Origin of the sequence: Tsuneonella mangrovi, from assembly GCF_002269345.1 — a bacterium.
GTDB classification, from domain to species: domain Bacteria; phylum Pseudomonadota; class Alphaproteobacteria; order Sphingomonadales; family Sphingomonadaceae; genus Tsuneonella; species Tsuneonella mangrovi.
Map to the genome: position 1 here is coordinate 820,150 of NZ_CP022889.1, position 23,337 is coordinate 843,486.

Annotated in this window: 24 protein-coding genes; 4 read left to right on the forward strand and 20 right to left on the reverse strand. The window is 65.6% G+C overall.

The genetic code is table 11. The features are described from left to right. Positions 1–142: 142 nt before the first annotated feature. The 19 genes from ftsA to CJO11_RS04155 all read right to left on the reverse strand — a co-directional run bounded on the left by ftsA (position 143) and on the right by CJO11_RS04155 (position 20,082). Positions 143–1,426, reverse strand: a complete 1,284-nt coding sequence (gene ftsA / locus CJO11_RS04065; RefSeq protein ID WP_095011566.1) for a cell division protein FtsA — start codon at positions 1,424–1,426, stop codon at positions 143–145. Then, positions 1,426–2,337: a cell division protein FtsQ/DivIB gene (locus CJO11_RS04070; protein WP_095013204.1), complete on the reverse strand. Its 912-nt coding sequence runs from the start codon at positions 2,335–2,337 to the stop codon at positions 1,426–1,428. The genes ftsA and CJO11_RS04070 overlap by 1 nt, the downstream gene beginning before the upstream one ends. Then, positions 2,330–3,325 carry a D-alanine--D-alanine ligase gene (locus tag CJO11_RS04075; RefSeq protein WP_095011567.1) on the reverse strand — a complete coding sequence of 332 codons (996 nt, stop codon included), beginning with the start codon at positions 3,323–3,325 and terminating at the stop codon, positions 2,330–2,332. The genes CJO11_RS04070 and CJO11_RS04075 overlap by 8 nt, the downstream gene beginning before the upstream one ends. Next, positions 3,295–4,263, reverse strand: a complete 969-nt coding sequence (gene murB, locus CJO11_RS04080) for a UDP-N-acetylmuramate dehydrogenase (protein WP_095011568.1) — start codon at positions 4,261–4,263, stop codon at positions 3,295–3,297. The genes CJO11_RS04075 and murB overlap by 31 nt, the downstream gene beginning before the upstream one ends. Beyond that, positions 4,260–5,681, reverse strand: a complete 1,422-nt coding sequence (gene murC / locus CJO11_RS04085) for a UDP-N-acetylmuramate--L-alanine ligase (protein ID WP_095011569.1) — start codon at positions 5,679–5,681, stop codon at positions 4,260–4,262. Before murC ends, murB begins: the two co-directional genes overlap by 4 nt. After that, positions 5,678–6,874, reverse strand: coding sequence for an undecaprenyldiphospho-muramoylpentapeptide beta-N-acetylglucosaminyltransferase (gene murG, locus CJO11_RS04090; protein ID WP_095011570.1), 1,197 nt, complete (start codon positions 6,872–6,874; stop codon positions 5,678–5,680). The genes murC and murG overlap by 4 nt, the downstream gene beginning before the upstream one ends. Further along, complete coding sequence (locus tag CJO11_RS04095) at positions 6,871–8,094, reverse strand: FtsW/RodA/SpoVE family cell cycle protein (protein WP_095011571.1); 1,224 nt, start codon at positions 8,092–8,094, stop codon at positions 6,871–6,873. Before CJO11_RS04095 ends, murG begins: the two co-directional genes overlap by 4 nt. Then, positions 8,091–9,452, reverse strand: a complete 1,362-nt coding sequence (gene murD, locus CJO11_RS04100) for a UDP-N-acetylmuramoyl-L-alanine--D-glutamate ligase (protein WP_095011572.1) — start codon at positions 9,450–9,452, stop codon at positions 8,091–8,093. The genes CJO11_RS04095 and murD overlap by 4 nt, the downstream gene beginning before the upstream one ends. Next, positions 9,449–10,519 (reverse strand): phospho-N-acetylmuramoyl-pentapeptide-transferase, encoded by a 1,071-nt coding sequence (gene mraY / locus CJO11_RS04105; RefSeq protein ID WP_095011573.1) that lies wholly within the window; start codon positions 10,517–10,519, stop codon positions 9,449–9,451. Before mraY ends, murD begins: the two co-directional genes overlap by 4 nt. Beyond that, positions 10,520–11,992 carry a UDP-N-acetylmuramoyl-tripeptide--D-alanyl-D-alanine ligase gene (locus tag CJO11_RS04110; RefSeq protein ID WP_095011574.1) on the reverse strand — a complete coding sequence of 491 codons (1,473 nt, stop codon included), beginning with the start codon at positions 11,990–11,992 and terminating at the stop codon, positions 10,520–10,522. It abuts the gene before it with no gap. Continuing rightward, positions 11,989–13,458 carry a UDP-N-acetylmuramoyl-L-alanyl-D-glutamate--2,6-diaminopimelate ligase gene (locus CJO11_RS04115; RefSeq protein WP_095011575.1) on the reverse strand — a complete coding sequence of 490 codons (1,470 nt, stop codon included), beginning with the start codon at positions 13,456–13,458 and terminating at the stop codon, positions 11,989–11,991. The genes CJO11_RS04110 and CJO11_RS04115 overlap by 4 nt, the downstream gene beginning before the upstream one ends. After that, the gene (locus CJO11_RS04120) at positions 13,455–15,233 is read right to left on the reverse strand and encodes a peptidoglycan D,D-transpeptidase FtsI family protein (protein ID WP_095011576.1); all 1,779 of its coding nucleotides are present in this window, start codon (positions 15,231–15,233) and stop codon (positions 13,455–13,457) included. The genes CJO11_RS04115 and CJO11_RS04120 overlap by 4 nt, the downstream gene beginning before the upstream one ends. Then, complete coding sequence (locus CJO11_RS04125; RefSeq protein WP_095011577.1) at positions 15,230–15,709, reverse strand: hypothetical protein; 480 nt, start codon at positions 15,707–15,709, stop codon at positions 15,230–15,232. The genes CJO11_RS04120 and CJO11_RS04125 overlap by 4 nt, the downstream gene beginning before the upstream one ends. Further along, positions 15,706–16,647, reverse strand: coding sequence for a 16S rRNA (cytosine(1402)-N(4))-methyltransferase RsmH (gene rsmH / locus CJO11_RS04130; RefSeq protein WP_095011578.1), 942 nt, complete (start codon positions 16,645–16,647; stop codon positions 15,706–15,708). Before rsmH ends, CJO11_RS04125 begins: the two co-directional genes overlap by 4 nt. Then, positions 16,644–17,147 (reverse strand): division/cell wall cluster transcriptional repressor MraZ, encoded by a 504-nt coding sequence (locus CJO11_RS04135; protein ID WP_169829131.1) that lies wholly within the window; start codon positions 17,145–17,147, stop codon positions 16,644–16,646. Before CJO11_RS04135 ends, rsmH begins: the two co-directional genes overlap by 4 nt. Before the next feature lie 327 nt (positions 17,148–17,474). Then, a complete protein-coding gene (locus tag CJO11_RS04140; RefSeq protein ID WP_095011579.1) occupies positions 17,475–18,263 on the reverse strand; it encodes a Gldg family protein in 789 nt (262 codons plus the stop codon). A 4-nt stretch (positions 18,264–18,267) separates the two neighbouring features. After that, positions 18,268–18,615, reverse strand: coding sequence for a hypothetical protein (locus tag CJO11_RS04145; RefSeq protein WP_169829132.1), 348 nt, complete (start codon positions 18,613–18,615; stop codon positions 18,268–18,270). Between the two features lie 57 nt (positions 18,616–18,672). Further along, a complete protein-coding gene (locus CJO11_RS04150; protein ID WP_095011581.1) occupies positions 18,673–19,674 on the reverse strand; it encodes a cysteine synthase A in 1,002 nt (333 codons plus the stop codon). A 90-nt stretch (positions 19,675–19,764) separates the two neighbouring features. After that, positions 19,765–20,082, reverse strand: a complete 318-nt coding sequence (locus tag CJO11_RS04155) for a 2Fe-2S iron-sulfur cluster-binding protein (protein WP_095011582.1) — start codon at positions 20,080–20,082, stop codon at positions 19,765–19,767. 101 nt (positions 20,083–20,183) lie between these two features. Between CJO11_RS04155 and CJO11_RS04160 the strand changes: the two genes are divergently transcribed. Beyond that, positions 20,184–20,801: a DNA-3-methyladenine glycosylase family protein gene (locus tag CJO11_RS04160; RefSeq protein ID WP_095011583.1), complete on the forward strand. Its 618-nt coding sequence runs from the start codon at positions 20,184–20,186 to the stop codon at positions 20,799–20,801. A gap of 77 nt (positions 20,802–20,878) precedes the next feature. After that, positions 20,879–21,685: an SDR family oxidoreductase gene (locus tag CJO11_RS04165; protein WP_095011584.1), complete on the forward strand. Its 807-nt coding sequence runs from the start codon at positions 20,879–20,881 to the stop codon at positions 21,683–21,685. Between the two features lie 6 nt (positions 21,686–21,691). On the opposite strand, the gene CJO11_RS04170 is transcribed toward CJO11_RS04165, so the two are convergent. After that, on the reverse strand, positions 21,692–21,982 hold the full coding sequence (locus CJO11_RS04170; protein ID WP_095011585.1) for a 4a-hydroxytetrahydrobiopterin dehydratase: 291 nt from the start codon (positions 21,980–21,982) through the stop codon (positions 21,692–21,694). Between the two features lie 53 nt (positions 21,983–22,035). Between CJO11_RS04170 and ccmA the strand changes: the two genes are divergently transcribed. After that, complete coding sequence (gene ccmA, locus CJO11_RS04175; RefSeq protein ID WP_338064659.1) at positions 22,036–22,650, forward strand: heme ABC exporter ATP-binding protein CcmA; 615 nt, start codon at positions 22,036–22,038, stop codon at positions 22,648–22,650. Continuing rightward, complete coding sequence (locus CJO11_RS04180; RefSeq protein ID WP_095011586.1) at positions 22,647–23,303, forward strand: heme exporter protein CcmB; 657 nt, start codon at positions 22,647–22,649, stop codon at positions 23,301–23,303. Before ccmA ends, CJO11_RS04180 begins: the two co-directional genes overlap by 4 nt. Positions 23,304–23,337 lie beyond the last annotated feature (34 nt).

The window sequence follows — 23,337 nt, forward strand, 5'->3', positions numbered from 1 at the left end:
CTCCGGGGAACGCGCAATCGATAGTACAATTTTCGCGAGTTTGGCACAAAGCGCTTAAGGCGGGCATAGGTAGGTATCCCTTATCCACAGCGCGCAATTTGCCGGTAAAACAGGCTGATTCACGGAATAGCGGCGAAACCATCTAGAAATACTCCCGAACGGCGCGAAGAACGCGGGTGACGATCGCCATTCCCGAATAGCTGGTGGTCGGCTGGTAGGACGGGCCGATCGCGCGAATGTCGACCGGGTCAGCCGCCGCGTAAAGGCACAGCCCCGTGAGCGTTCCGAAGCTCGCGGTGGCGGTCGCTTCGCCCAGCCCGCGCAGCGCGGGCGGCTTGCCAACCCGCACCGGATGACCCAGCGCGCTCTGCAGATATTCCGCGATTCCAGCGAGTTCCGCCCCGCCGCCGGTTACCACGATCTGCCCGCCCTTGGTTCCGGCAAAACCCATGTCCTTGAGCGCGCGATTGACCTCTGTCGCCAACCGCCCGAGCTGTTCGGTGATCACCGAGACCAGTTCTGCGCGGGGAATGCGGTTCTTGTCGTCTGCTCCGCGCGCCGGAGTGGCCGTTGCTTCGTCCTCGTCTGGCCCGTGAACCGGGATCATGTCCTTGTAGTCCGACGGGCTGGCGATTGCCGAGCCATACCGGCTTTTGAGCCGCTGCGCCTGGAAACGCCGGATGCCGAATGCGCTGGCGACCGCATCGGTGATGTCGGACGAGCCGAACTGGATCGCCGATAGCCCCAGCAACATACCGCCCGCATAGAGCGCGACATTGGTCACTTCACCGCCGATCTCGATCAATGCGGTGCCGAGCTCGCGCTCTTCCGGTGTGAGGCACGACTGGCCCGACGCGAGCGGGGTCGCTACGACCGCCTCGACTTCCAGGTGCGCCTTCTGCACCGCTTCGATCAGGTTCCGCACCGGCGCGCCGTCAGCCAGCATGACATGGATATCGACCCCGAGGCGTTCGGCATGGAGGCCGCGAGGGTTAGCGACGCCATGCGCCCCGTCGAGCGTGTAGTGCGCGGGCTGCGCGTGGAGCACCATCCGCCCGTCGGGCTGGATCGAATCCCGCGCCGCGACCAGCAGGTGTTCGACGTCGTCTTCCTCGACCCGTCGCCCGCCGATCTCGATCTCTACCTTGGCAACCCGGCTCGCCAGCCCTGCCCCCGAACATCCGACCCACACGCTGGAAATGCTCGTACCTGCGTTCTTCTCTGCCCGCTCCACCGCATCGCGGATGGCATAAGTCGCCGCGGCCATGTCGGTCACATAGCCGCGCTTGATCCCCTGGCTCGCCCGGTTGCCCGAACCGAGCACGATCATCTCGCCGGTTTCCGACAGGCCCATGATCATCGCCGAGATGCGGAACGATCCGACATCGACCGCCCCGAAGACCCTGACGATGCGCGGCAAACCCATCATTCACCTCCCTTGGTGCTGAGCGCCTGATGTTCGGTCCGCCCCGGGATGCGCAAATAGATCCGGTCGGGCACGCGCATGTCGAAGGTGGCGACCTTCCCGCCGATCAACCGGTTGACGCCGTCAAGCCGAGCGAACGAGACCAGCGCGCTGGAGCCTTCGTTCTGCCCCTGCGGCAGGGCAAGCACTTGCCCGGTCTTGAAGGTGAGGTTCCAGCGGCGGTTGCCGATCCATTCGGCGGCGACGATCTGCGGCTTGAGCGCGGGCGCGGCAGCGATCAGCCGCGTGAGGTCGGGCATTTGCCGCGCCGAGCCCGGACCGGAAATCTCCAGCATACCCTTGGCGGCACTCGGCTTGATCGGTTCGAGCTCGTGCCCGGTGCCGTCGATCAGCACCAGTCGGCCCGGTTTCTTGAGCACCGCCGCCGGTTTGCGCTCGACGATGTCGATCACCAGCGTCGTCGGCAGTTGGCGGCTGACCCGCGCATCGGCCACCCACGGCAGCGCGAGCAATTGCTGGCGCAGTTGGTCAAGATCGACCGACGGCATCGGACGATCGCGCTGGGCGAACGCGATATTGTAGACCTTCATCTCGTTCATCCGGTGAATCCCGGTCACACGAACGTTGCGCGCCACGAACCCGGCATCCGCCGCCACTCCGGCAACTTGCGCCTGCGCCAGAGCCGGCAACCCGGCGAGGCTGGCGACGAACCATGCCAGCGCCACCGCGCCGCCGATGATGATGGCAAGAAACACCCGGTGAAGCTGCTCTTCGGTGAACGGCAGGATCGCCATCACGGCGTCCATGAACCCGCTGGTCCTGGCCTTGGCCTTTCGCGCAGTGTTTGCGCGGCTGCGCGCAGCAGCCGCACGGCGCACGCCCTTGCCCTTGCGGTTGATGGTCTCAGCCATCGGCACCCGCTCCCTTCGCCGCGCCCCGCAGCGCCTCGGCAACGATCGCCTCGACCAGGTCTTCGTAGCTCATCCCGCAATAGCGCGCCTGTTCGGGCACCAGGCTAAGCGGGGTCATCCCCGGCTGGGTGTTGGTTTCGAGCACGAACAGCCCGTCTTCGCCGCGCTCGTCGTCCCACCGAAAGTCGGTCCGGCTGGTGCCCTTGCAGCCAAGCACCTGGTGCGCCTTCACCGCATAACCCATGCACAGTTCGGCGATCCGCTCGGGAATATTCGCCGGGCAGACGTGCTCGGTCATCCCGTCGGTGTACTTGGCGTCGAAATCGTAGAAGCCGGACTTGGGCACCAGCTCGGTCACGGTCAGCGCGCGCGGCCCTTCTGCCCCGTCGATCACCGCTACGGTCAGCTCGCGGCCTCGGATGTAGGGTTCGGCGAGCAGGCGATCGAATTCCTGCCACGGTCCGGGCACGTCGCGGCGGATCGGGTTGCCATAATTGCCATCGGCGGTAACGATCGCCACGCCTACCGAGCTGCCTTCGTTGACCGGCTTGAGCACGTAAGGGCGCGCCAGCGGATCGCGTTCGTAAAGCTCTTCGCACTCGACGATCCGCCCGCCGGGCATCGGGATGCCGTGCGGCACCAGCGCCTGCTTGGTCAGTTCCTTGTCGATCGCGATCACCGAAGTGGCGAGACCCGAATGGGTATACGGAACGCCCATCAAGTCGAGCATCCCCTGCACCGTGCCGTCCTCTCCCGGCACGCCGTGGAGCGCATTGAACACGACGTCGGGCGCGGCCTCGGCGATCCGCGCGGCGACTTGCCGATCCATGTCGATCCGGGTGACTTGATGCCCGCGCGCCTCGAGCGCCTTGGCGACGCCCTCGCCGCTCATCAGCGAAACCGGCCGCTCGTTCGCCCAGCCGCCCATCAGCACCGCGACGTGGAGTTTGGGAAGGGTCACGGCCGACCCACCCGCTGGATTTCCCATTCGAGGGCGATGCCCGAATTGGCGTAGACCTTGCGGCGAACCTCTTCGCCCAGCCCTTCGATGTCGGCGCTGGTCGCGTTGCCGGTATTGATAAGGAAGTTGGTGTGCTTTTCGCTCACTTGCGCGCCGCCCTTGGTCATCCCGCGACAGCCCGCCGCATCGACCAGCTGCCACGCCTTGTGCCCAGGCGGGTTCTTGAAGGTCGATCCGCCGGTCTTGGTCCGCAGCGGCTGCGATTCCTCGCGCGCCTTGGCGATGCGGTCCATCTCTGCGCCGATTTCTTCAGGAATGCCTTCGCGTCCCTGGAAGCGTGCGGCGACCACGATCGCACCGTCGGGCAGCACCGAGTGGCGATAGGTGTATTCGAGGTCCGCCTTGGGCAGCGTCACGAACGAACCGTCGGGCAGGATCACGTCGCAATCGACCAGCACGTCGGCCACTTCGCAGCCGTATGCACCCCCGTTCATCCGCACGAACCCGCCCACGGTGCCGGGAATGCCGCGCAGGAATTCGACCCCAGCAATCCCTGCATCGCGCGCCTTGGATGAGACGAGGATTCCGCTCGCGCCGCCGCCGCATTCGAGCACCATGTCGCGCCGCGCCTCGACCGTAGCGAACGCCTTGCCGAGGCGGATCACCACGCCGGGAACGCCGCCGTCGCGCACGATCATGTTCGAGCCGAGCCCGAGCGCCATCACCGGCAAGGTCCCGCCCAGCCGGTCGAGGAATTCCTTGAGGTCCTCGAGGTCGGCGGGCTCGAACAGCCAGTCGGCATTGCCGCCGGTCTTGAACCAGACATAGGGCGCAAGCGGTGCGTTGGGCGTCAGCTTGCCGCGGATGCCGTCGGTGTTGAACGGGGCACTCGCAGTGGTTTCCGTGGTCGAGCCCGGCGCACTGCCGGTATCGTACATGTTCCAGTCGTCGGGCTGCACACTCATGCGGCGCGCTCCTGCGCGATGGCATCGGCGAGGCCCGCCGCCCAGCGGGTGATGTCGCCCGCACCGAGGCACACCACGAGATCGCCCGACTGCACTTCACCTGCCAGCACGCGAGCGAGTTCCTCACGGTCCGCCACTTCGGCAGCAAAGCGGTGCCCGCGGGACTTGATCCCCGCGACCAGCGCGGTCGAATCGATCCCTGGAATCGGGTCTTCGCCCGCTGCGTAGACCGGCGCGGCATAAACCTGGTCGGCTTCGTTGAAGGCGTTCCGGAACTCGTCCATCAGGTCGCGCAAGCGGGTGTAGCGGTGCGGCTGGACCACCGCGATCACACGGCCTTTGCCCGCACCGGTGACGCTTTCGCGCGCGGCGGAAAGGACTGCGCGGATTTCCACCGGATGGTGCGCGTAGTCGTCGATCACGGTTGCGCCATCGACCGTGCCGACCTTGGTGAACCGTCGCCGCACACCGCCGAACTGCGCAAAGCCGGTGCGGATCACTTCGTCATCGCAGCCCATTTCCAGCGCCACGGCGATCGCGGCGAGCGCGTTCTGCACGTTGTGGCGGCCCGGCATCGGCAAGTGGACGCCGGAAATGACCCGGTCTTCCTCTCCGCGCTGGCGCACTGTCACGTCAAACACATTGCCGCCCGCTTCGGGGCGCACATCGGTGGCGCAGATGTCCGCCTGCGGGGAAAAGCCGTAGGTCACAACACGCCGGTCACGCACCTTACCGATCACCGCTTGCACTTCGGGGTGGTCGATGCACAGCACCGCCGCGCCGTAGAACGGCACGTTGTGGATGAACTCCACGAATGCGCGCCGCACGCCGTCAAAATCGCCGTAGTGATCCAAGTGCTCGGGATCGATGTTGGTGACGACCGCGATGGTCCCGTCGAGCCGCAGGAAACTGCCGTCGCTTTCGTCGGCTTCGACCACCATCCAGTCGCTGTCACCCAACCGCGCGTTGGAGCCGTATTGCTCGATGATTCCGCCGTTGATAACGGTCGGGTCGACGTTTCCGGCATCGAGAAGTGCGGCGATCATGCTGGTCGTGGTGGTCTTGCCGTGAGTACCGGCGACAGCCACGGTGTTCTTGAGCCGCATCAACTCGGCAAGCATTTCCGCGCGGCGGACCACCGGGATGCGGTTTTCCAGAGCTGCGACGACTTCGGGATTGGTCCGCTTCACAGCAGTCGAAGTGACGACCACCGCCGCGCCTTCGACGTTGTCCGCGGCATGGCCGATGTGCACGGTGATCCCGCGCTGGCGCAGGCGCTCAACGCTCGGCCCTTCTGTGAGGTCGGAACCCTGCACCGAATAGCCGAGGTTCTTCATCACTTCGGCGATGCCGGACATCCCGATCCCGCCGATGCCGACGAAGTGGATCGTCCCGATATCGGTACCGACACCTTTCATGCCGCGCGATCTCGCGAAGATGCCTGGCCTGCGGCTTCGCCATGCGCCGAGCCCCGCAGCCCTTCACCGGCGACGCGGATTTCGTCCATCAGTTCCGCCCCGCCGAAGCTTTCGACGAGGTCAGCGAGGTCTTCCACTGCCTTGGGACGCCCGCAGTTCCACGCCGCGTGGGCGGCAGTGGCCAGCGTTTGCGGATGCTGCGCCATCGCCTGGATCTGTTTGGCGAGCTGCTTGGGAGTGAACCCGGCCTGCCGGATCATCCGCGCACCGCCAGCCTGCACCAGCTCTTGCGTGTTGACGGCCTGGTGATCGTCGGTCGCAATCGGCAGCGGCACAAGGATCGCGGGCCGACCCACTGCAGTCAATTCGGCGATCGTCGAAGCGCCGGCGCGGCCGATGAACAGGTGCGCGTCGGCCAGCCGCGAGGCCATGTCCTCGAAGTATGTTCCGAGCTCTGCCGGAATATCGTGGCTGCGATATCGCGCGCGGACCGCATCGACGTCTTCCGCACGGCACTGCTGGGTCACCTGCAAGCGCTGGCGCAGCGCGGGCTGCAGCATCGCAAGCCCATCGGGCACAATCTCGCTCAGCACGCTCGCGCCCTGGCTGCCGCCAGTGACGAGCACGCGCAGCAAGCCGTCCTCGGTGAACGCCGGGAACGGCTCTTCGCGCAATGCGAGCACTTCGGCGCGCACCGGGTTGCCGACCAGGTGGACCCTCTCGAGCAGTTTGGGCTTGAGCCGCTCGACATCGGGGTAAGCGGTTGCGATCGCTTGAACCCGGCCTGCAAGCAGGCGGTTCACGCGGCCCAGCACGGCGTTTTGCTCGTGGATCACCGCAGGGATTTCCGCCGCAGTTGCAGCGAGCAGCGCGGGCAGCGAAGGATACCCGCCGAACCCGACGACGGCGGTCGGCCCGAAGCTTTCGAACAGCCGCATCGCCATCTTGCGCCCTTCGAGCACCGCCTTGATCCCGCCGGGCCAATGCAGCGGGTTCTTGCCGAAGCGACCGGCGGGCAGGACGTGCGCGGGCAGGAAGTCGGGCTTGCCCGGCAGGTTCGCCCCGCGCGTATCGGTGACCAGCGCAACATGGTGGCCGCGCCGGTCGAGCTCGGTCGCCAGCGCGAAAGCAGGGATCAGGTGGCCGCCGGTGCCGCCGGCTGCGAGGACGAAATGGCGTGATGCGCCGGTCATTGATCGGCTCCTTTGGTGAGGAGGGCCTTGAGGCCCGGCGTTTCGCGATCGAGGAACGGGTTGCGCCGCGTCAACGCCAGCAGCAACCCCACCGCAAGGCACACCGCGATAGTCGACGAGCCGCCGTAGCTGACCAGCGGAAGCGTCATTCCCTTGGAGGGAAACAACTGCAGGTTGACGAGGATATTGATGAACGCCTGCCCGCCGATCTGGGTAATCAGCCCAGTCGCGGCGAGCAGCGTGAACTGGTCGTCTTCGTCCACCAGCCGGGTCAAAACGCGGATCACGATGCCAAGGTAGAGCAGCACGATGAAGGCACAAGCGATCAGGCCGAATTCCTCGCCGATCACCGAGAAAATGTAGTCGGTGTGCGCTTCGGGCAGGTTCATCTTTCGCACACCCAGCCACAGCCCGCTGCCCAACCAGCCTCCCGCAACGAGCGTGCGGTGCGCGAGGTCGACCTGGTCGAAAGCAGTCCCGCCACCCAGGAAGCTGTCGATCCGGTGGCGCGCGTTATCGTAGAGGAAATAGGTCGCGGTCAGCGCGACCATCCCTGCCCCGGCGAGCATCCCGATGCGCTTGAGCGGGATCCCGGCGAGCAAGATGATCGCAAACCACACCCCGCCGAACAGGATCGTCCCGCCGAGGTCCGGCTGCATCATCATGAATGCAGCGACGACCACCATGATCCCCGTGACGATCGATAGGACGGGGATATTCGGATCGCGCGCGCGCCAGCTGACGATCCACGCCAGCAGGATCGCGAAACCGGGCTTGAGGAATTCGGACGGCTGGAAACCGATGCCGAAGTTGATCCACCGCCGCGCGCCGTTGACCTCGCTGCCGATCACCGGGACGAGCATCAGGAAAACCAGCATCGTCACGGCGAGCACGATGCCCGCCCGGCGCGCATTGTCGCGGCTCAGCGCCGATGCACCGAACAGCGCAGCGAGACCCAGCACGTCCCAGCGCAGCTGCGCCCAGTAGAAATAGAGCTCGGGCAACTTGATCTTGGCAGTCGAGAGGCGGTGCGCGCTCGCCGGGCTGGCAGCGGCAACCGCGACCATTCCGACCGCCATCAGCAACAGGATCAGGAACAGCAGCACCTTGTCAACCTCGCGCCACCACACGCGCAGGTCGTTGCGGAAGCTCAATTGGTAGGTCGCTGCACGCGCGGTATCGCCCGGTGCGCGCGGGATCCAAGGCTGGGTTGCGCTCATGCGGCGTCCCCCAGGCAGCAGGGATCCGGCGCGGGTTCGCCGCCGGTCAGCGCATCGACCAGCTGGCAAAAGCGTTCGCCGCGCTGCTCGTAGTCCTTGAACTGGTCGAAGCTGGCGCAGGCCGGGCTGAACAGCACCACGTCGCCCGGGCTGGCATTGGCGATCGCGCGCGAGATTGCTTCGCACAGCATTTCCGCGCGTTCGACCTTGACCTGGCCCTCGAGCAGTTCGGCAAAGCGCGGCCCGGCCTCGCCGATGGTGTAGGCGACCGCGACATTACCGATATGCGCTTCGGTCGCGCCGAGCCCGTTTTCCTTGGGCAATCCGCCAACGATCCAGTGAATCCGCCGCCTGCCGTTCTCGGGCGGGTAGGCCGCCAGCGCGGGCGCGGTAGAGTCGGTGTTGGTCGCCTTGCTGTCATTGATGAACAGAACGCCTTTGTGTTCGGCGATCCGCTCCATGCGGTGCGGGAGGCCGGTGAAGGTTTGGAGCGCTCGGATGATAATCGCCTCATCGATCCCGAGGATGTCCGCAACTTCCACAGCCGCTCTCGCGTTTTCGAGATTATGTGGACCCTGCAGAGACGGCCAGGTGGCTTGGTCTCGTTTCTTGATACCTTTGTGATCAAAAACATCTTCGATGAAGCTCGCAATCGCTCCTTGCGCACCTAGCTCGAATTTGACTTCCTCATTGATGCTGCTGATCTTGTTGTGTCCAGCAGTCTGCATCTCGAACAGCCGCGCCTTGCTCGCAGCGTATTTCTCGAAGCTGCCATCGTAGCGGTCGAGGTGATCGGGCGTCACATTCAGCAGCACCGCTACATCGCAGTCGAGCGAGTAGGTCAGGTCGATCTGGTAGCTCGACAGTTCGAGCACGTAGACCCCGCCTTCAGGCAGCGCATCCTGCGAAAGGATCGGCAGGCCGATGTTGCCACCCATGAGTGCGGGAACGCCCGCAGTTTTCAGGATATGCGTGACCAGCGCGGTAGTAGTGCTCTTGCCGTTGGTGCCGGTGATGCCGACGACCTTGTGCGGCGGCAGCGAAGCGCGGGCCTGCGCGAACAGTTCGATATCGCCGATCACCGGCACACCGAACTGCGCCGCGCGCTTGGCGATCGGGTGGGTGTTGAGCGGCACGCCAGGCGAAACCACGACGCCATCATACCCCGTAAGGTCGATCTCCAGCGGATCGGCCAGCAGTACGTTGGCAGGATCGACCCTGTCGCGTGCGTTGTCCTGCCGGTCCCACGCGGTCACTTGCGCCCCGCTCGCCAGCAGCGATTCGACCGTCGCCAGCCCCGACCGGGCGAGGCCGAGGACGGCGTAGCGCTTTCCGGCAAAGGCGGGGCTGGTGATCATCGCAGCTTCAGCGTCGCAAGGCCGAGCAAGGCGAGCACGATCGAGACGATCCAGAAGCGGATTACGACGGTCGATTCCTTCCACCCCAGTTGCTCGAAATGGTGGTGTATCGGCGCCATGCGGAACACCCGCCTGCCGGTTCGTTTGAACCAGAACACCTGGATAATCACCGAAAGCGCTTCGAACACGAACAGCCCGCCGACGATCGCCAGCACGATCTCGTGGTGGCTGGCGACCGCAATCGCGCCGAGCGCGCCGCCGAGCGCAAGGCTGCCGGTATCGCCCATGAACACCGCCGCCGGGGGCGCGTTGAACCACAGGAACGCGAGGCCCGATCCCATGATCGCCGCACAGAAGATCGCCAGTTCGCCTGCCCCGGCCACATGCGGGATACCGAGGTAGGCGGAGAAGTCCTCGCGGCCCGCCAGATAGGCGATGATCGCGAACGCTCCCGAAGCGATGATCACCGGCATCGTCGCCAGCCCGTCGAGTCCATCGGTGAGGTTCACCGCATTGCCCGCACCGACCATCACGATCGCCGCGAACACGTAGTAGAACGGCCCCAGCGGGATCCCGCTCTGCATCATGAACGGCACGTAGAGCACGGTGTTGATCTGGCCGACGATGATCCACGCGGCGACGCCCGCGACGATGAATTCGAGCAGCAGCCGCACCCGCCCCGGCACGCCGCGGTGGCTGGCCTTCGAAACCTTGTCGTAATCGTCGAGGAACCCAATCACCCCGAAGCCGAGCGTTACCGCAAGGCAGGCCCACACGAACGGGTTCGACAGGTCCATCCACAGCAGCAGCGAGAGTGTGAGCGAGATCAGGATCATCAGCCCGCCCATCGTCGGCGTGCCGCGCTTGGCGAGGTGGCTTTGCGGGCCGTCTTCACGGATCGGTTGCCCCTTGCCCTGCCGCACGCGCAGCATGGTGATGAACTTCGGCCCGATGAGCAGGCCGATCATCAGGGCGGTCAGCAGGACGGCACCCGCGCGAAAGGTCTGGTAGCGTATGAGGTTAAGTACGCCCTCGAAATGCAGCCACTCTGCGATCTGATAGAGCATTCAGCCTTCCCGGCGCGTTGACCCGCGATCGACGAAATGGGCAACCACCCGGCCGAGCCCGATTGCATTCGAGCCCTTGACCAGGATCGCATCGCCCGCGGCGAGCCCGAATTCCTCGAGCGCACCGATCGCCTCGCCTGGCCCATCGCAATGGGCGAAGGCGAGTCCGGCGGCAAGCGAATTGCTGCCCGGTTTCCCCAGTTCGCGTGACAGGGCGCGCATCTCATCGCCCACCAATACTGCAAAGTCGACCTGTGCCTCGGCCAGCGGCTCGGCCAGCTGGGCATGGAAACCGGGTCCGAAGTCGCCCAATTCCTTCATGCTACCGAGCACTGCGATGCGTCGCGTAGCCGGGGTCTGGCCGAGCTGGCGAAGGGTCGCGCGCATCGAGGCAGGATTGGCGTTGTAGCTCTCGTCGATCAGCAGCGCATGGCCTCCGGTCACTGCGATCCGGTGGCGCGCACCGCGGCCCTTGAGCCCGCCCATCTCGGCGAGCGCAAGCCCTGCCGCGGCAAGGTCGCCGCCCGCCGCCTTGACCGTGGCCATCACCGCCAGCGCGTTCGAAATCCAGTGCTCACCCGGTTCGGCGACCGTGAAGCACAGCCGGGTGCCGGAAATGTCCGCCGTCACCAGCGCGCCGCCGTTGGCGCTCGGGATCGCATCGAGCAAGCGCGCGTCGGCGTGAGCGCTGCGCCCGAAGCTGACGACCTGCGCGCCGCACGCCTGGGCGTGGCCGCGCAGCCGTTCGAAATGCGGGCTGTCGGCCGGGATCACCGCCGTGCCGCCTTCGACCAGCCCCGCAAAGATTTCGCCCTTGGCATCGGCAATCGCTTCCTCGCTGCCGAGATTCTCGATGTGTGCCGGGGCAATCGTGGTCACGACCGCGATGTGCGGGCGAACCTGCCGCGTCAGGTGGTCGATCTCGCCCGCATGGTTCATGCCCATTTCGAAAACGCCGAAACGGCTGCGCGCGGGCATCCGCGCGAGGCTGAGCGGCACGCCGACATGGTTGTTGTAGCTGCGGACGGAACGGTGCGCCGCCCCGCGGCTCGTCCGGTCGAGCGCAGCAAAGATCGCTTCCTTGACCCCGGTCTTGCCGACCGAGCCGGTGACGCCGATCCGCACGGCTTCGGCACGCTCACGTGCGGCAGCAGCAAGCGCTTCGAGAGCAGCGGAGGTATCCTCCACGAGGATATGCGGCCAGTCGATCGGCTCGCTGACCAGCGCGGCCGCGGCCCCGTTGGCGAATGCCTTGCCGATGAAGCGGTGGCCGTCGGTGCTTTCGCCCTTGAGCGCAATGAACAGGTCGCCAGCGCGCACGTCGCGTGAATCGATCTCGACGCCCGACACCTGGAACGCCCCGCTCGCCGTGCCGCCAACGGCTTCGGCGATCGTTTCGGCGCTCCACAGTGCCAGCGGGAGCCGGTCGCGCGCCACGCGCGGCCATGACAGGATGGCCCGGTTGAGGCTCATGTCAGGCTCCCCTCCTGCGCCGCGCATTCGCGCGCAACGGTGACATCGTCGAACGGCAGTATGCGCATCTGGTCTCCGGCTCCTACGATCTGGCCCTGTTCGTGTCCCTTGCCGGCGAGGAGGACGATGTCCCCCGCCCCGGCCATGCTAACAGCAGCCGCGATCGCATCGCGCCGCCCGGCAATTTCCTGTGCGCCCGGCGCGCCCGACAGGACCGCGCGGCGTATGTCCGCCGGGTCTTCCCCGCGCGGGTTGTCATCGGTGACGATCACGACATCTGCCTGCTGGCTAGCGACCCGGCCCATTTCGGCCCGTTTGCCCTGATCGCGATCTCCGCCCGCTCCGAACACCACCAGAAGGCGCTTTTCCACATGTGGGCGCAGCGCAGCGATGGCTGCTTCCAGCGCATCGGGTGTGTGGGCATAGTCGACATAGACCGGCGCGCCCTCGCGATTGATCGCTGCACGCTCCAGCCGCCCGCGCACCGGCTGCAAGCGCGAGAGGTTGGCGAAAGTCGTTTTCGGATCGCCGCCGGTCGCGATGACGAGGCCCGCAGCGACCAGCGCGTTCGCCGCCTGGTAGGCACCGATAAGCGGTAGCGAGACCTTGGTGGCCGCGCCGTCGTATCCGACCTGCAGGTCCTGCCCCAACTGGGTGGGAGTGCGGGCGAGCAGGCCGATCCCATCCGCCTGCCCGCCCACTGCCAGCACGCGTAACCCCCGTTCGCGTGCGTGCTCGGTTGCCTTGGCGGTCCAATCATCACCGCCTTGCCAGATCACCGCAGTTCCGCCTTCGGCGACGACTTCGTCGAACAACCGCATCTTGGCCGCGAAATAGTCGTCCATCGTCGCGTGGTAATCGAGATGATCGCGGCTGAAATTGGTGAATGCGCCCGCTGCCACCCGCAGACCTTCGTTGCGATACTGCGACAGGCCGTGGCTCGAGGCTTCGTAGGCGACGTGGGTCACCCCTTCGCGGGCGAGGCCGGTCATATTCGAAAGGAACGTGACGATATCGGGCGTGGTCAGCCCGGTCGAAACGCTGCCGTCAGGCGTGGTGACGCCGAGTGTGCCGATCGAGGCTGCGCTGTTGCCCGCCATCCGCCACAGTTGGCGCGCCATCTCGACTGTCGAGGTCTTGCCGTTTGTACCGGTCACCGCGACGATCGTCTCGGGTACCGGCACGAAGAACTTAGCCGCCAGTTGCGCGAACAGCCTGCGCGGAGTGGGGTCACCAATGTGCAAAGCGCCTTCGACTTTCGCCTCCGGTCGGGCGACGACCGCAATCGCTCCGGCAGCGACAGCAGCGAGGATGAAGTCCTCGCCGTTGACCGCGCTGCCCTGGAACGCGCCGAACACCGTGCCGGGGGCGACCTTGCGATGATCGATCGCGAAGCCGGTGACGGCGTTGTCGCCGAAACCGTTCGCGTCGATTCCGCAGTCGCCGACGAGCGTGGAGAGCCTCATTCGCCTTCCGCCGCTGCCTTGCCGCCCTCGGATTCCGGAACCAGCGGATCGAGGTCCGACAGGTCGACATCGCGCGAGGTATCGGGCGGAATGCCGAGCATCGGCCCGATCCGCGGGATCAGCCGCCCGACGATCGGCACGGCGTTCCACGCGGCGGTGCGCTGGTAACTGCTCGCGGCGGTGCCCTTCGGCTCGTCGAGCATCGCGATCACGACATAGCGCGGGTGGTCCATCGGGAACGCGGCCGCAAAGGTCGACACCAGCGAATGATGGCGATAGCCGTGCGCTCCGGGCTTTTCGGCCGATCCGGTCTTGCCGCCGACGCGGAAGCCCGGCGCGTTGGCGCCCCGCCCGGTGCCGTATAGCGCGACCATGCGCAGCAGCTGGCGCATTCGTGCCGAAGTCGATGCCTTGAACACGCGGTGCCCGCGCGGAGCCTCGCCGGGCTTGAGTTTGTAGAGCGTCGACGGACGCCAGATCCCGCCGTTGACCAGCGCGGCATAGGCGCTGGCGAGATGCAGCGGAGTCACCGCCACGCCGTGCCCGAAACCGACGGTCATCGTCCGCAGGCGCGGCCAGTCCTTCCCCGGCCAGATCGGGAAGCCGCGCGCGGGCAGCTCGATCTCGGGGCGCTTGTTCATGCCCAGGTCGATCAGCGTCTGGCGCATCCGGGCACCACCCAAGGTGTCGGCAATCCGCGCAGAGACGGTGTTTGAGGAATGGATCAGCGTTTCCGGCACGTTGAGCGAGTCGCCCATGTTGTGCAGGTCCTTGATCGTGAACCCGCCCATCTTGATCGGTTCGGCATCCCACTTCTTGCCGAAATCGCGCACCACCCCGGCATCGATTGCAGCGGCAATCGTGATCGGCTTGAAGGTGGAGCCGAGTTCGTAAACCTGGTTGGTGATGCGGTTGAAGCTGGTCGGAAACTTGCCTTCGGCTGCTTCGGCCTTGGTCAAAAGCAGGTCGCTCGGCTTGACGTTGTTGGGATCGAATTCGGGCAGCGAGGCCATTGCCAATACTTCACCGGTGTCGACGTCAAGGACGATCCCGGCCCCGCCCATCGCGTTGACCATCTTCATCCCGCGCCCAAGCTCGTCTTCCAATGCGCCTTGCACCCGCGTATCGATCGACAACTCGACCGGGGTCCCGCGCTTGGCCGGGTCCTTGAGCCGGGCATCGAGTGTCTGCTCCATCCCGAGCTTGCCGTTACCGTTCGCGTTGACGAAGCCGAGCACGTGCGCGGCGAGCGAACCTTGCGGGTAGTAGCGCTGGGTTTCCTTCGGCAGTTCGAGCGCCGGTTCGCCGATCGCCAGCACCTTGTTCGCCTGTTCGGGCAGGATACGGCGCTCGAGGTATCCGCCGCGACCGGCGGCAAGCTTCTTCTCGACCTTCGCTTCGTTCATGTCGGGGAAGATCGCCTTGAGGTCGGCAGCGACGACCTTGGGGCTCTTGACCAGCGGGGAGCCACCAGCGAGCGCGCCTGGATCGTACCACAGCGCGAATGCCGGGAATGCGCGGGCGAGCACTTGTCCGTTGCGGTCGGTGATCTCGCCCCGCGGCGGCAGCAGTGCATCGACGAGCGAGGTCGACTCTGTGCTGTGATCGTCAAGTCCGAGGTAGCCGATGCGTCCCAACGCCGCGATGGCGATGGCAACAAACAGTCCCGCTACCAGCAGCACGCGCAAGCGTGCGACGGTCAGCTGGCGACGGCGCTGGGTGACAAGGTGCACCCGGCCGGAAGAAATCGCCGTGCTGACCGATATCGCGGTCACCGAGCGGTATCCGCCAGGATCTCTCCACCGTGGACCAGCGCTGCGGCAATCGCGCCAGTTTCGATCCGGCTATGCACCGGCTTGCCTGTTAGCGGCGAAACCATTTGGCGGAACGCCCCCTGGTCGCCGGTCTCGTCCGCCCGCGCGACGCGGATCGGAGCCGGAGCATCGGGGCGGCGCACTTCGCCGAGCGCGGCCAGCTGGCGTTCGCCTTCGAGATACTGGTCGGCGGTCGGCGGCTTGTAACCGAAATCGACCGCGTTCCACTGGGCCAGCTGCTGCTGGCTGGAACGGGTTTCGAACTCGGTCTGGAGCATCTGGTTCTGGCCTTCGAGCGAAACGATGTGACGCTCGGCCAGGCGCACCTGGCTCTTCACCGAATTGACCTTGAAGGTTAGCGCGAAAAAGGCGGTGAAACACAATGCCAGGGTCACGGCCCAGCCGAACTGGCGCAAACGACTTCCGGTAACCATCATGCAGCCTCCCTTGTCGGAATGGCGGTGCGGACCGCGTGGCGCAAAGTGGCCGAGCGGGCGCGCGGATTGCGATCTGTCTCCGCCTCGCTCGGGCGGATTGCCTTGGATACCTGGGTAAACGTGGCGGGGGCCGCGTCGACTCGCGGCAAGTGGCGCGAGCCGCCGGTGTTGGCGCCCGACGCTTCGCGCAGGAATTGCTTGACGATACGATCCTCGAGGCTGTGAAAGCTGACCACCGCCAGCCGCCCGCCTTCGCGCAGGACCTGTTCGGCTCCGGACAGTCCCTGCTCGAGTTCGCTTAGCTCGGCGTTGACGTGGATCCGTACCGCCTGGAAGCTGCGGGTCGCCGGATCCTTCGGCGCGCCGGGGCGATAGCCCAATGCCTTGCGCACCACGCGGGCCAGGTCGCCGGTTGTTTCGAGCGGCCGTGCTGCAACAATCGCGCGGGCAACCCGGCGGCTCTGGCGCTCCTCGCCATACTTGTAGAGCACATCGGCGATCGCGCCTTCGTCGGCTTCGTTGAGGAAATCGGCTGCGCTCTCGCCCGTTTGCGCCATGCGCATGTCGAGCGGGCCGTCGGCGGAGAAAGCGAAACCGCGCTCCGCCTGGTCGAGTTGCATCGAGGATACCCCGATATCCATCACCACGCCGTCCACGCGGGCAACGCCCGCTTCTCCGAGAGCTGCGACCATCTCGGAGAAGCGGCGCGCGTGGAGTGTAAGGCGCGGCGGATTTTCCTCCGTCTCGCGCCAAGTGCGCCCCAGGGCAATGGCATCGGGATCACGGTCGAATGCATGGACGCTCGCGCCTGCATCGAGCAGCGCGCGGGTATAGCCGCCGGCGCCGAAGGTAGCGTCCACGATTACGTCACCGGGCTGCGGGTCGAGCGCGGCGATCACCTCGTCGAGCAGGACGGGGATATGTGGGGACGCGGTCATTTGCCCTTCCCCTTGCCCGAGCCCTTGACGTCGCTCTTGGCCATGAAATCCGCGCAGGCGGCCTTGGCGGCGGCCCAGTCGTCGCCCATCCGCATCAGCTCTTCGGGGTTCCAGATGGTGAACTGCCGCCCGCCGCCCTGGAAGAACAGCGAGTCTCCGATATTGGCGAGCGAGCGCAAGTAATCGGGCATAACGAAGCGACCCGAATCGTCGAACGGCACACGCGCGAAACCGAACAATTGCGATTCGCGGGTGTCGCGGTCGTAGTCGAGTCCGAAACGGTCTTCCTCGCGGTCGATCTGGGCGAACAGCTCGGGCATCCGCGAAAGGCCGAAGCCGGTGAGGCAGTTAAACCGGGCGTGCTTGTCGAGGCAGAGGATCTTGCCGTCGCTAGAGGCCTTCACGGCGTTGCGGAACAGCGGCGGCAGGACGAAGCGATCCTTTTCGCCGATTGGCGAAAAAGCCTGCCCGCTGAAACCACTGAAACTTCCCGTCGCCAAAACCCCGAGCCCCTCATGCGGGAGATCCCATTCCCCGCGAACACACCTCTCCCGCTCCCGGCAGCGCGAGCGCTATCGGGTCGCGCCGCCATTGGGCGACGCGCAGCGAAAACAGCATCTTCGATGGACGGTGGTATTAACCAACCTCCGCCGGGGATGGAAGGGAAAATTAGGGGATTAGTGGGGATTATACGATTAATTATTGAATTTATTAATTTTCTTGCAGCACCAACAACCTTACTGCGAACTCAGTCTCCCTCGGTATAGTTAAGCGACTCCGGGCTGTCCCGCACTTTCCCCGGCCCCTCACCCGTGATTTCCCGTGGTTCAACCTCCAAACGCCGTGTCGACGAGTCGCCGCAGGACCAAACCGGCCCTGCCGCCGTCCCGACGCAAGTCGAACAGCGCGGTATCGGCGACAATCGTCGCATGGCCCTTGCCGATGGCGCACGCCGCAACGAGGCCCTTGTCCGAAAGCTGGCAGTTCACGCCGTCGGCCTTCACGAGAGCGAAGGTCCCCGCCATGTCGACCGGCAGCTGCTGCCCTGCCACGCTCACGGTCCGCTCTCCGCCAGCCTGATCCGGATCGAAGCGCAGCTCGAGCCCCCAATGCGCGAGGATCGGCGAGAGTAAAGCAACATCCTGCGGCCTCCGTTTGTCGCCTAGTGCGAAGCGCGAATCCGCGGTCACCCATGGGTCGGCAAACAGCAGTAGTCGCCCGCCCGCCCTGACCCAGCGATCGAGCGCTACGTTCTCCGCAGGCGACAATGGGCGCGGCTGGACAAGCAGCAAGCGTTGCAGGCCGGTGAGCGGATCGGACTTGTCGGCTCGCGCGACCGCCCCCGCCAGCGAATCGAGCGGAACCAGCGTCCAGTCAGCCTCCAGCGCAGTGCGCGGCCATGGAGGCGGCTGGTCGTTGTCGAGCACGCCGGCGACATCAGCGCTTTCGTTCCAATAGACCGGCAGTGACGAGACGAGCCCTACTTCGGGGCGTTCGCCAGAGGCATGGCTGGCGCTGCGATACGCGGCAACGAACGGTATGCCGATCGCCAGCAGCTCGCCGATCGCCACCACTGCGGCGAACCCGATCACCAGGCGGCGGCGGGTGATCCGCATGGGCTCAGGGAGCGTCGGTCGGGACCGGGGACGGGCTGGCAGTGACCACGGGCGTCGGAGTTGCAGCCGGCAGGTCGGGCACGACACCGGCATCGGCCAGCGGATCGCTCTGCGGCGTGGAGGTCTCTGCCGGAACGGTCGCTGCCGCTTCGGGAACGCTGGTCGCTTCGACTTCCTTCGCGCGATTCTCGATCACGTTGGCGATCCCGACCAACAGGACGATCCCGACCAACAGCGAAAAGCCGACCTGCAGCCGCTGCACCGCTTCGGCGCGCGAGCCGCCCAATGGCACAGGTGTCCCGGGATCTACCGAGGGCGGGTTACGTCGGGAATTGAAAGGCTGGTGGGCCATGCAGCGCAGGCTAGACTATCCGCAGGGTCAGTCAATCGCGGCGCGGGGCCGAGCGGCTTACGAGCCTTGCAGCCAGTCGAATACCGGAAGGCCTTTCGCCGCGAGCCATTCGGGATTGTAGAGCGTCGACAGGTAGCGGAAGCCGGTGTCGCACAGGATCGTCGCGACGCGCGCATCGGGCCCGAGCTGCTTGCCCAGCGCCACCGCGCCAGCCACGTTGATACCCGAAGAGAGGCCCAGGCAGACCCCTTCGTCACGCAGCAAGCGGGCGACCCAGTCGAGCCCCTCTTCGTCCGAAACGCGGAACTGGGTATCGACCGGTGCGCCTTCGAGGTTGGCGGTAATCCGGCCCTGCCCGATGCCTTCGGCAACCGAGCTGCCTTCGGACTTCAGCTCGCCTTCGGCATAGTAGCTGTAGAGCGCCGCGCCATGGGGATCGGTCAGCGCGATGGTTACGTCTTCATTGTGCCCCTTGAGGCCCATCCCCACTCCGGCGAAGGTCCCGCCCGTGCCCACCGCGCAAGTGAAGCCGTCGATCCGCCCTTCCATCTGCTGCCAGATTTCTTCGGCGGTGCCCTCAATGTGCGCCTTGCGATTGGCGGTGTTGTCGAACTGGTTGGCCCACACCGCGCCCTCTGTCTCCTCGGCCAGCCGGCGGCTGGTGTGGACGAAGTGGTTGCAGTCGGCAAACTTGGTCGGCGGCACCAGCACCAGCTCCGCACCAAGCGCGCGCAGGGTCGCCATCTTCTCCTGGCTCTGGTTGTCGGGCATGACGATGATCGTGCGATAGCCGCAAGCATTGGCGACCAGCGCCAGCCCGATCCCGGTGTTACCCGCGGTGCCTTCGACCACTGTGCCGCCCGGTTCGAGCTCTCCGCGCGCTTCCGCGTCGCGCACGATCCATAATGCCGCGCGATCCTTCACGCTGCCGCCCGGATTGGTGAATTCGCACTTACCCCAGATTTCGCACCCAGCAGCTTCGCTGGGGCCCTTGAGCAGCACCAGCGGAGTGTTGCCGATCAGGTCGAGGGTATTTTCGCACACGCGCAGGTTCGTCATGGCCGTCGAACTAGGTCCGCCCCACTTCAGGCGCAACGCAGTTCCGCTTCGCCCCCTGACACTGTGCCTTGCGCTTCAGAGCGCCGGCCGTCAGTCTTCCTGCGCGATCGTGACCTTGAGGCCGTCGAGATCGTCGGTGAACGGGATCTGGCAGCCGAGCCGCGAATTCTCGTCGCGATGGTCGCTGCTTTCGAGCAGGTCGTCCTCGTCTTCGCTCATCGGGTTGAGCTTGTCCTTGAACGACGGATCGACATGAACGTGGCAAGTGGCGCACGAGCAGCAGCCGCCGCACAGCGCCAGCAATTCGTCGAACCCGTTGTCGCGGATCGCTTCCATCACGGTCAGGCCATCGGCCACGTCGATGGTCGATTCCTCTCCGGCGCGGTTGACGACTGTCAGCTTCGGCATCTCGCAAATTCCCGTTCGTAAGTGTCGTGCCCCCTGTCGGGCTTTCGGCGGGGCTGCTACGGGCTGTTCGCCGATTTGGCAAGCGGGCACGGAGAGGACTGATGGGGCTGAGCGCGGAGAAGATCAAGTCGGGGCTCGACCATGTCGCAGCGCAGGAGCCCGCGATCGCCCGCGCGCTGGAAGCGGCCGGATACCCCGAACCACGCATCCGCGAGCGCGGCTATCGCACCTTGCTCCGCGCAATTGTGGGACAGCAGGTCTCGGTCGCTGCGGCAGCAAGCATGTGGCGCAAGCTCGAGGCAGAACTGGGCGAGGATATTCCCGTGCACGACCTGCTGGGGCGCGATTTCGACACGCTGCGTGCGTGCGGACTTTCGCGCCAGAAACAAGGCTATGCGCGCTCTCTGTGCGAGCTGGTCGCAGCCGGGGAAATCGATTTCGATGCCCTGCCCGACGACGACGAGGAAGCGATCGCCCAGCTCACGCAGGTCAAGGGCATCGGCCGCTGGACGGCGGAGATCTACCTGCTGTTCGCCGAAGGCCGGCCCGACATCTGGCCGGCTGGCGACCTGGCGGTCCAGGCGGGTCTTGGGCGCATCCTCGGGCTCGAAGAGCGGCCGAGCGAGAAGGAAACCCGCGCGCTGGCCGAAGCGTGGCGGCCGCATCGCGGGGCAGCCGCGATCTTCACCTGGCATTGCTATAACAACCCGGCGCTTTAGGGTACGCAATCGCACGTCACGACACGCCGCTTGCGCTTATGCAGGCTGGCGCTAGGGATGGCTGCGGAGAGATAAACATGAGCGATCGCAAGGCAATTTTCATCACCGGTGGCGGATCGGGAATCGGACAGGCCATCGCCGAGTATTTTGGCGGGCGCGGCTGGTTCATCGGTCTCGGCGATATCGACACCGCCGGGATGAGGGAGACCGAAAGCCGGGTCGGCCCGGGTTCGTGCTACAGCCACCAGTTCGACGTGCGCGACCGCGCCGCGTGGGACACCGCGCTCGAAGGTTTCTCGATGGCTGCAGGCGGGCGGATCGACGTGCTGGCAAACAATGCCGGGATTCCGCTGGGCGGATCGCTCTCGGAAAACACGCTCGAGGAAATCGGTCGCTGCATCGACATCAACCTGAAGGGCGTGTTCTACGGCGCGCAGGCGGTGCTCCCCTATCTCAAGAAAACCGCGCCGGGCAGTTGCCTGCTCAACACCGCCAGCGCGGCGGGAATCTACGGCAGCGGCGGGGCGTCGGTCTATTCGGCAACCAAGGCCGGCGTGCGCAGCCTGACCGAATCGCTCGACGCCGAATGGGCCGAATTCGGTATCAACGTGCGCAGCCTGTGCCCCGGGTTCATCGACACCCCGTTGATCGACAAGACTCCGAACCAGTCGACCAACGAAGCGATCCGCGATCGAGTGAAGGCCGCCGGACTCGAGATTACCCCGCCGCTCGCCGTCGCCCAGGCTGAATGGGACGCGGTGCATGGGGAAAGGCTGCACACGCTGGTCAACTCGACCGCCCGGCAACTGGCGTTCGGCACCCGCTGGATGCCCGGCCGAGTACGCAAGCGTGCGCGCGGAATGGCCCGCCCGCTGGGGGTCTAGGCTCCGTCAGACCATCGCGTCGATCGCAGTTGCCATATCGGCATCGCGCTGGCTCAGCCCGCCCGCGTCGTGCGTAGTCAAATTAATCTCGACCCGGTTGTAGACGTTGAACCATTCCGGGTGATGGTCGGCTTTCTCGGCTAGCAGCGCAACCCGCGCCATGAAACCCCACGCCGCATTGAAGTCGGCGAACACGAACGTCCGCTCGATCGCCTTGCCCTCGCGCGCCAACGACCAATAGGGGTGCGCCGCCAACAGGCTGGTGCGTTCGCTCTCGGTCAGTTCGGCGATTGCCATAGTGCGCTCATTTCTACTTATCTTGTCGGTCTTGCACCTTTCGCCTAACCCGCATGTCGATGCAAGCGACGGGACTTACCGCATGGGAGTTGTTTTGCCGCAGGGGCGACCGGCTCCTGTTCGGCTCGCTCGACCTGTGGCTGGACAAAGGTGCCGCCTTGCATCTGGTCGGCCCCAATGGTGTTGGCAAGAGCAGTCTGCTGCAAATCCTCGCAGGCCTGCGCAAACCATCTTTCGCGCCCGAGCTGAGCAAGGTTTGCGACGGCTACGGCATTGTGAACTGGCAGGGCACCGTCGGCCTGCTGAACGAGCGTCATGCGCTCGATCCGGAATTGCCTCTCGGACAGGCGCTCTCGTTCTGGTCAAAGCTGGATGGCTGCACGACCGACATTGCTACAACGGGTTTGGCGGGTCTCGAGGATGTTCCGGTACGATATCTGTCTACCGGTCAAAAAAAACGAGCAGCACTAGCGCGCCTGCTGGGGCAAGGCGCGGACCATTGGCTGCTCGACGAACCGCTCAACGGGCTGGATAGCGCGGGTGTCGAATTGGTCGAGCACATCATCGCCGAGCGAAGGAAGTCAGGTGGTGTGGTTGTGGTCGCTTCGCACCAGCCGATCACTCTGCCAGACTGTCAGACAATCGATCTCAGGGACCATCCCTGGTGATTGTCCTCGCTCGTTTGCTGCGCCGCGACCTGGCACTGTTGCTCGGCAACGGGCGCGGCGGGCCGTTGCTGCCAGTGCTGTTCTTCGTGGCGGTGGCGATACTGTTCCCGTTCGCGGTCGGCCCCGATGCGCCTCTGCTCGCGCGGACCGGCGGCGGCGTGCTGTGGATCGCGGCATTGCTTGCCAGCATCCTGCCGATCGACCGGTTGGTGGCCCTCGACGTCGAGTCCGGGGTGTTCGACCAGCTCGCGCTGCGCGGCGTATCGGAAGAGCTTGCAATGGTGTCGCGCCTGCTGGCGCACTGGCTCAGCTTCGGGCCGCTGTTGCTGCTTGCCACGCTGATCGCGGCGGCGCTGCTGGGATTGGACAGCACGACGCTGGTCACGCTGCTGCTGGGCCTTCTCGCCGGTACCCCGGGGCTGGCTGCTGTCGGTCTAGTGATCGCTGCGCTGACCACTGCGGTGCGCGGCGGAGCAGCACTTGGCGGGTTGCTGCTGGTGCCGCTCGGCGTTCCGATCCTGATTTTCGGTGCCGGTGCCCTCGCGAGGCCCGATGGCACGGCGCTCGCGCTATGCGCCGCAATCAGCCTTGCGCTGTGCGCGATCGCCCCGTTTGCGGCAGCAGCCGCAATCCGCGCGGGCCGGGAAAGCTAACTATTCCAAAGCACTAGATGCTGCGATTGCAGCA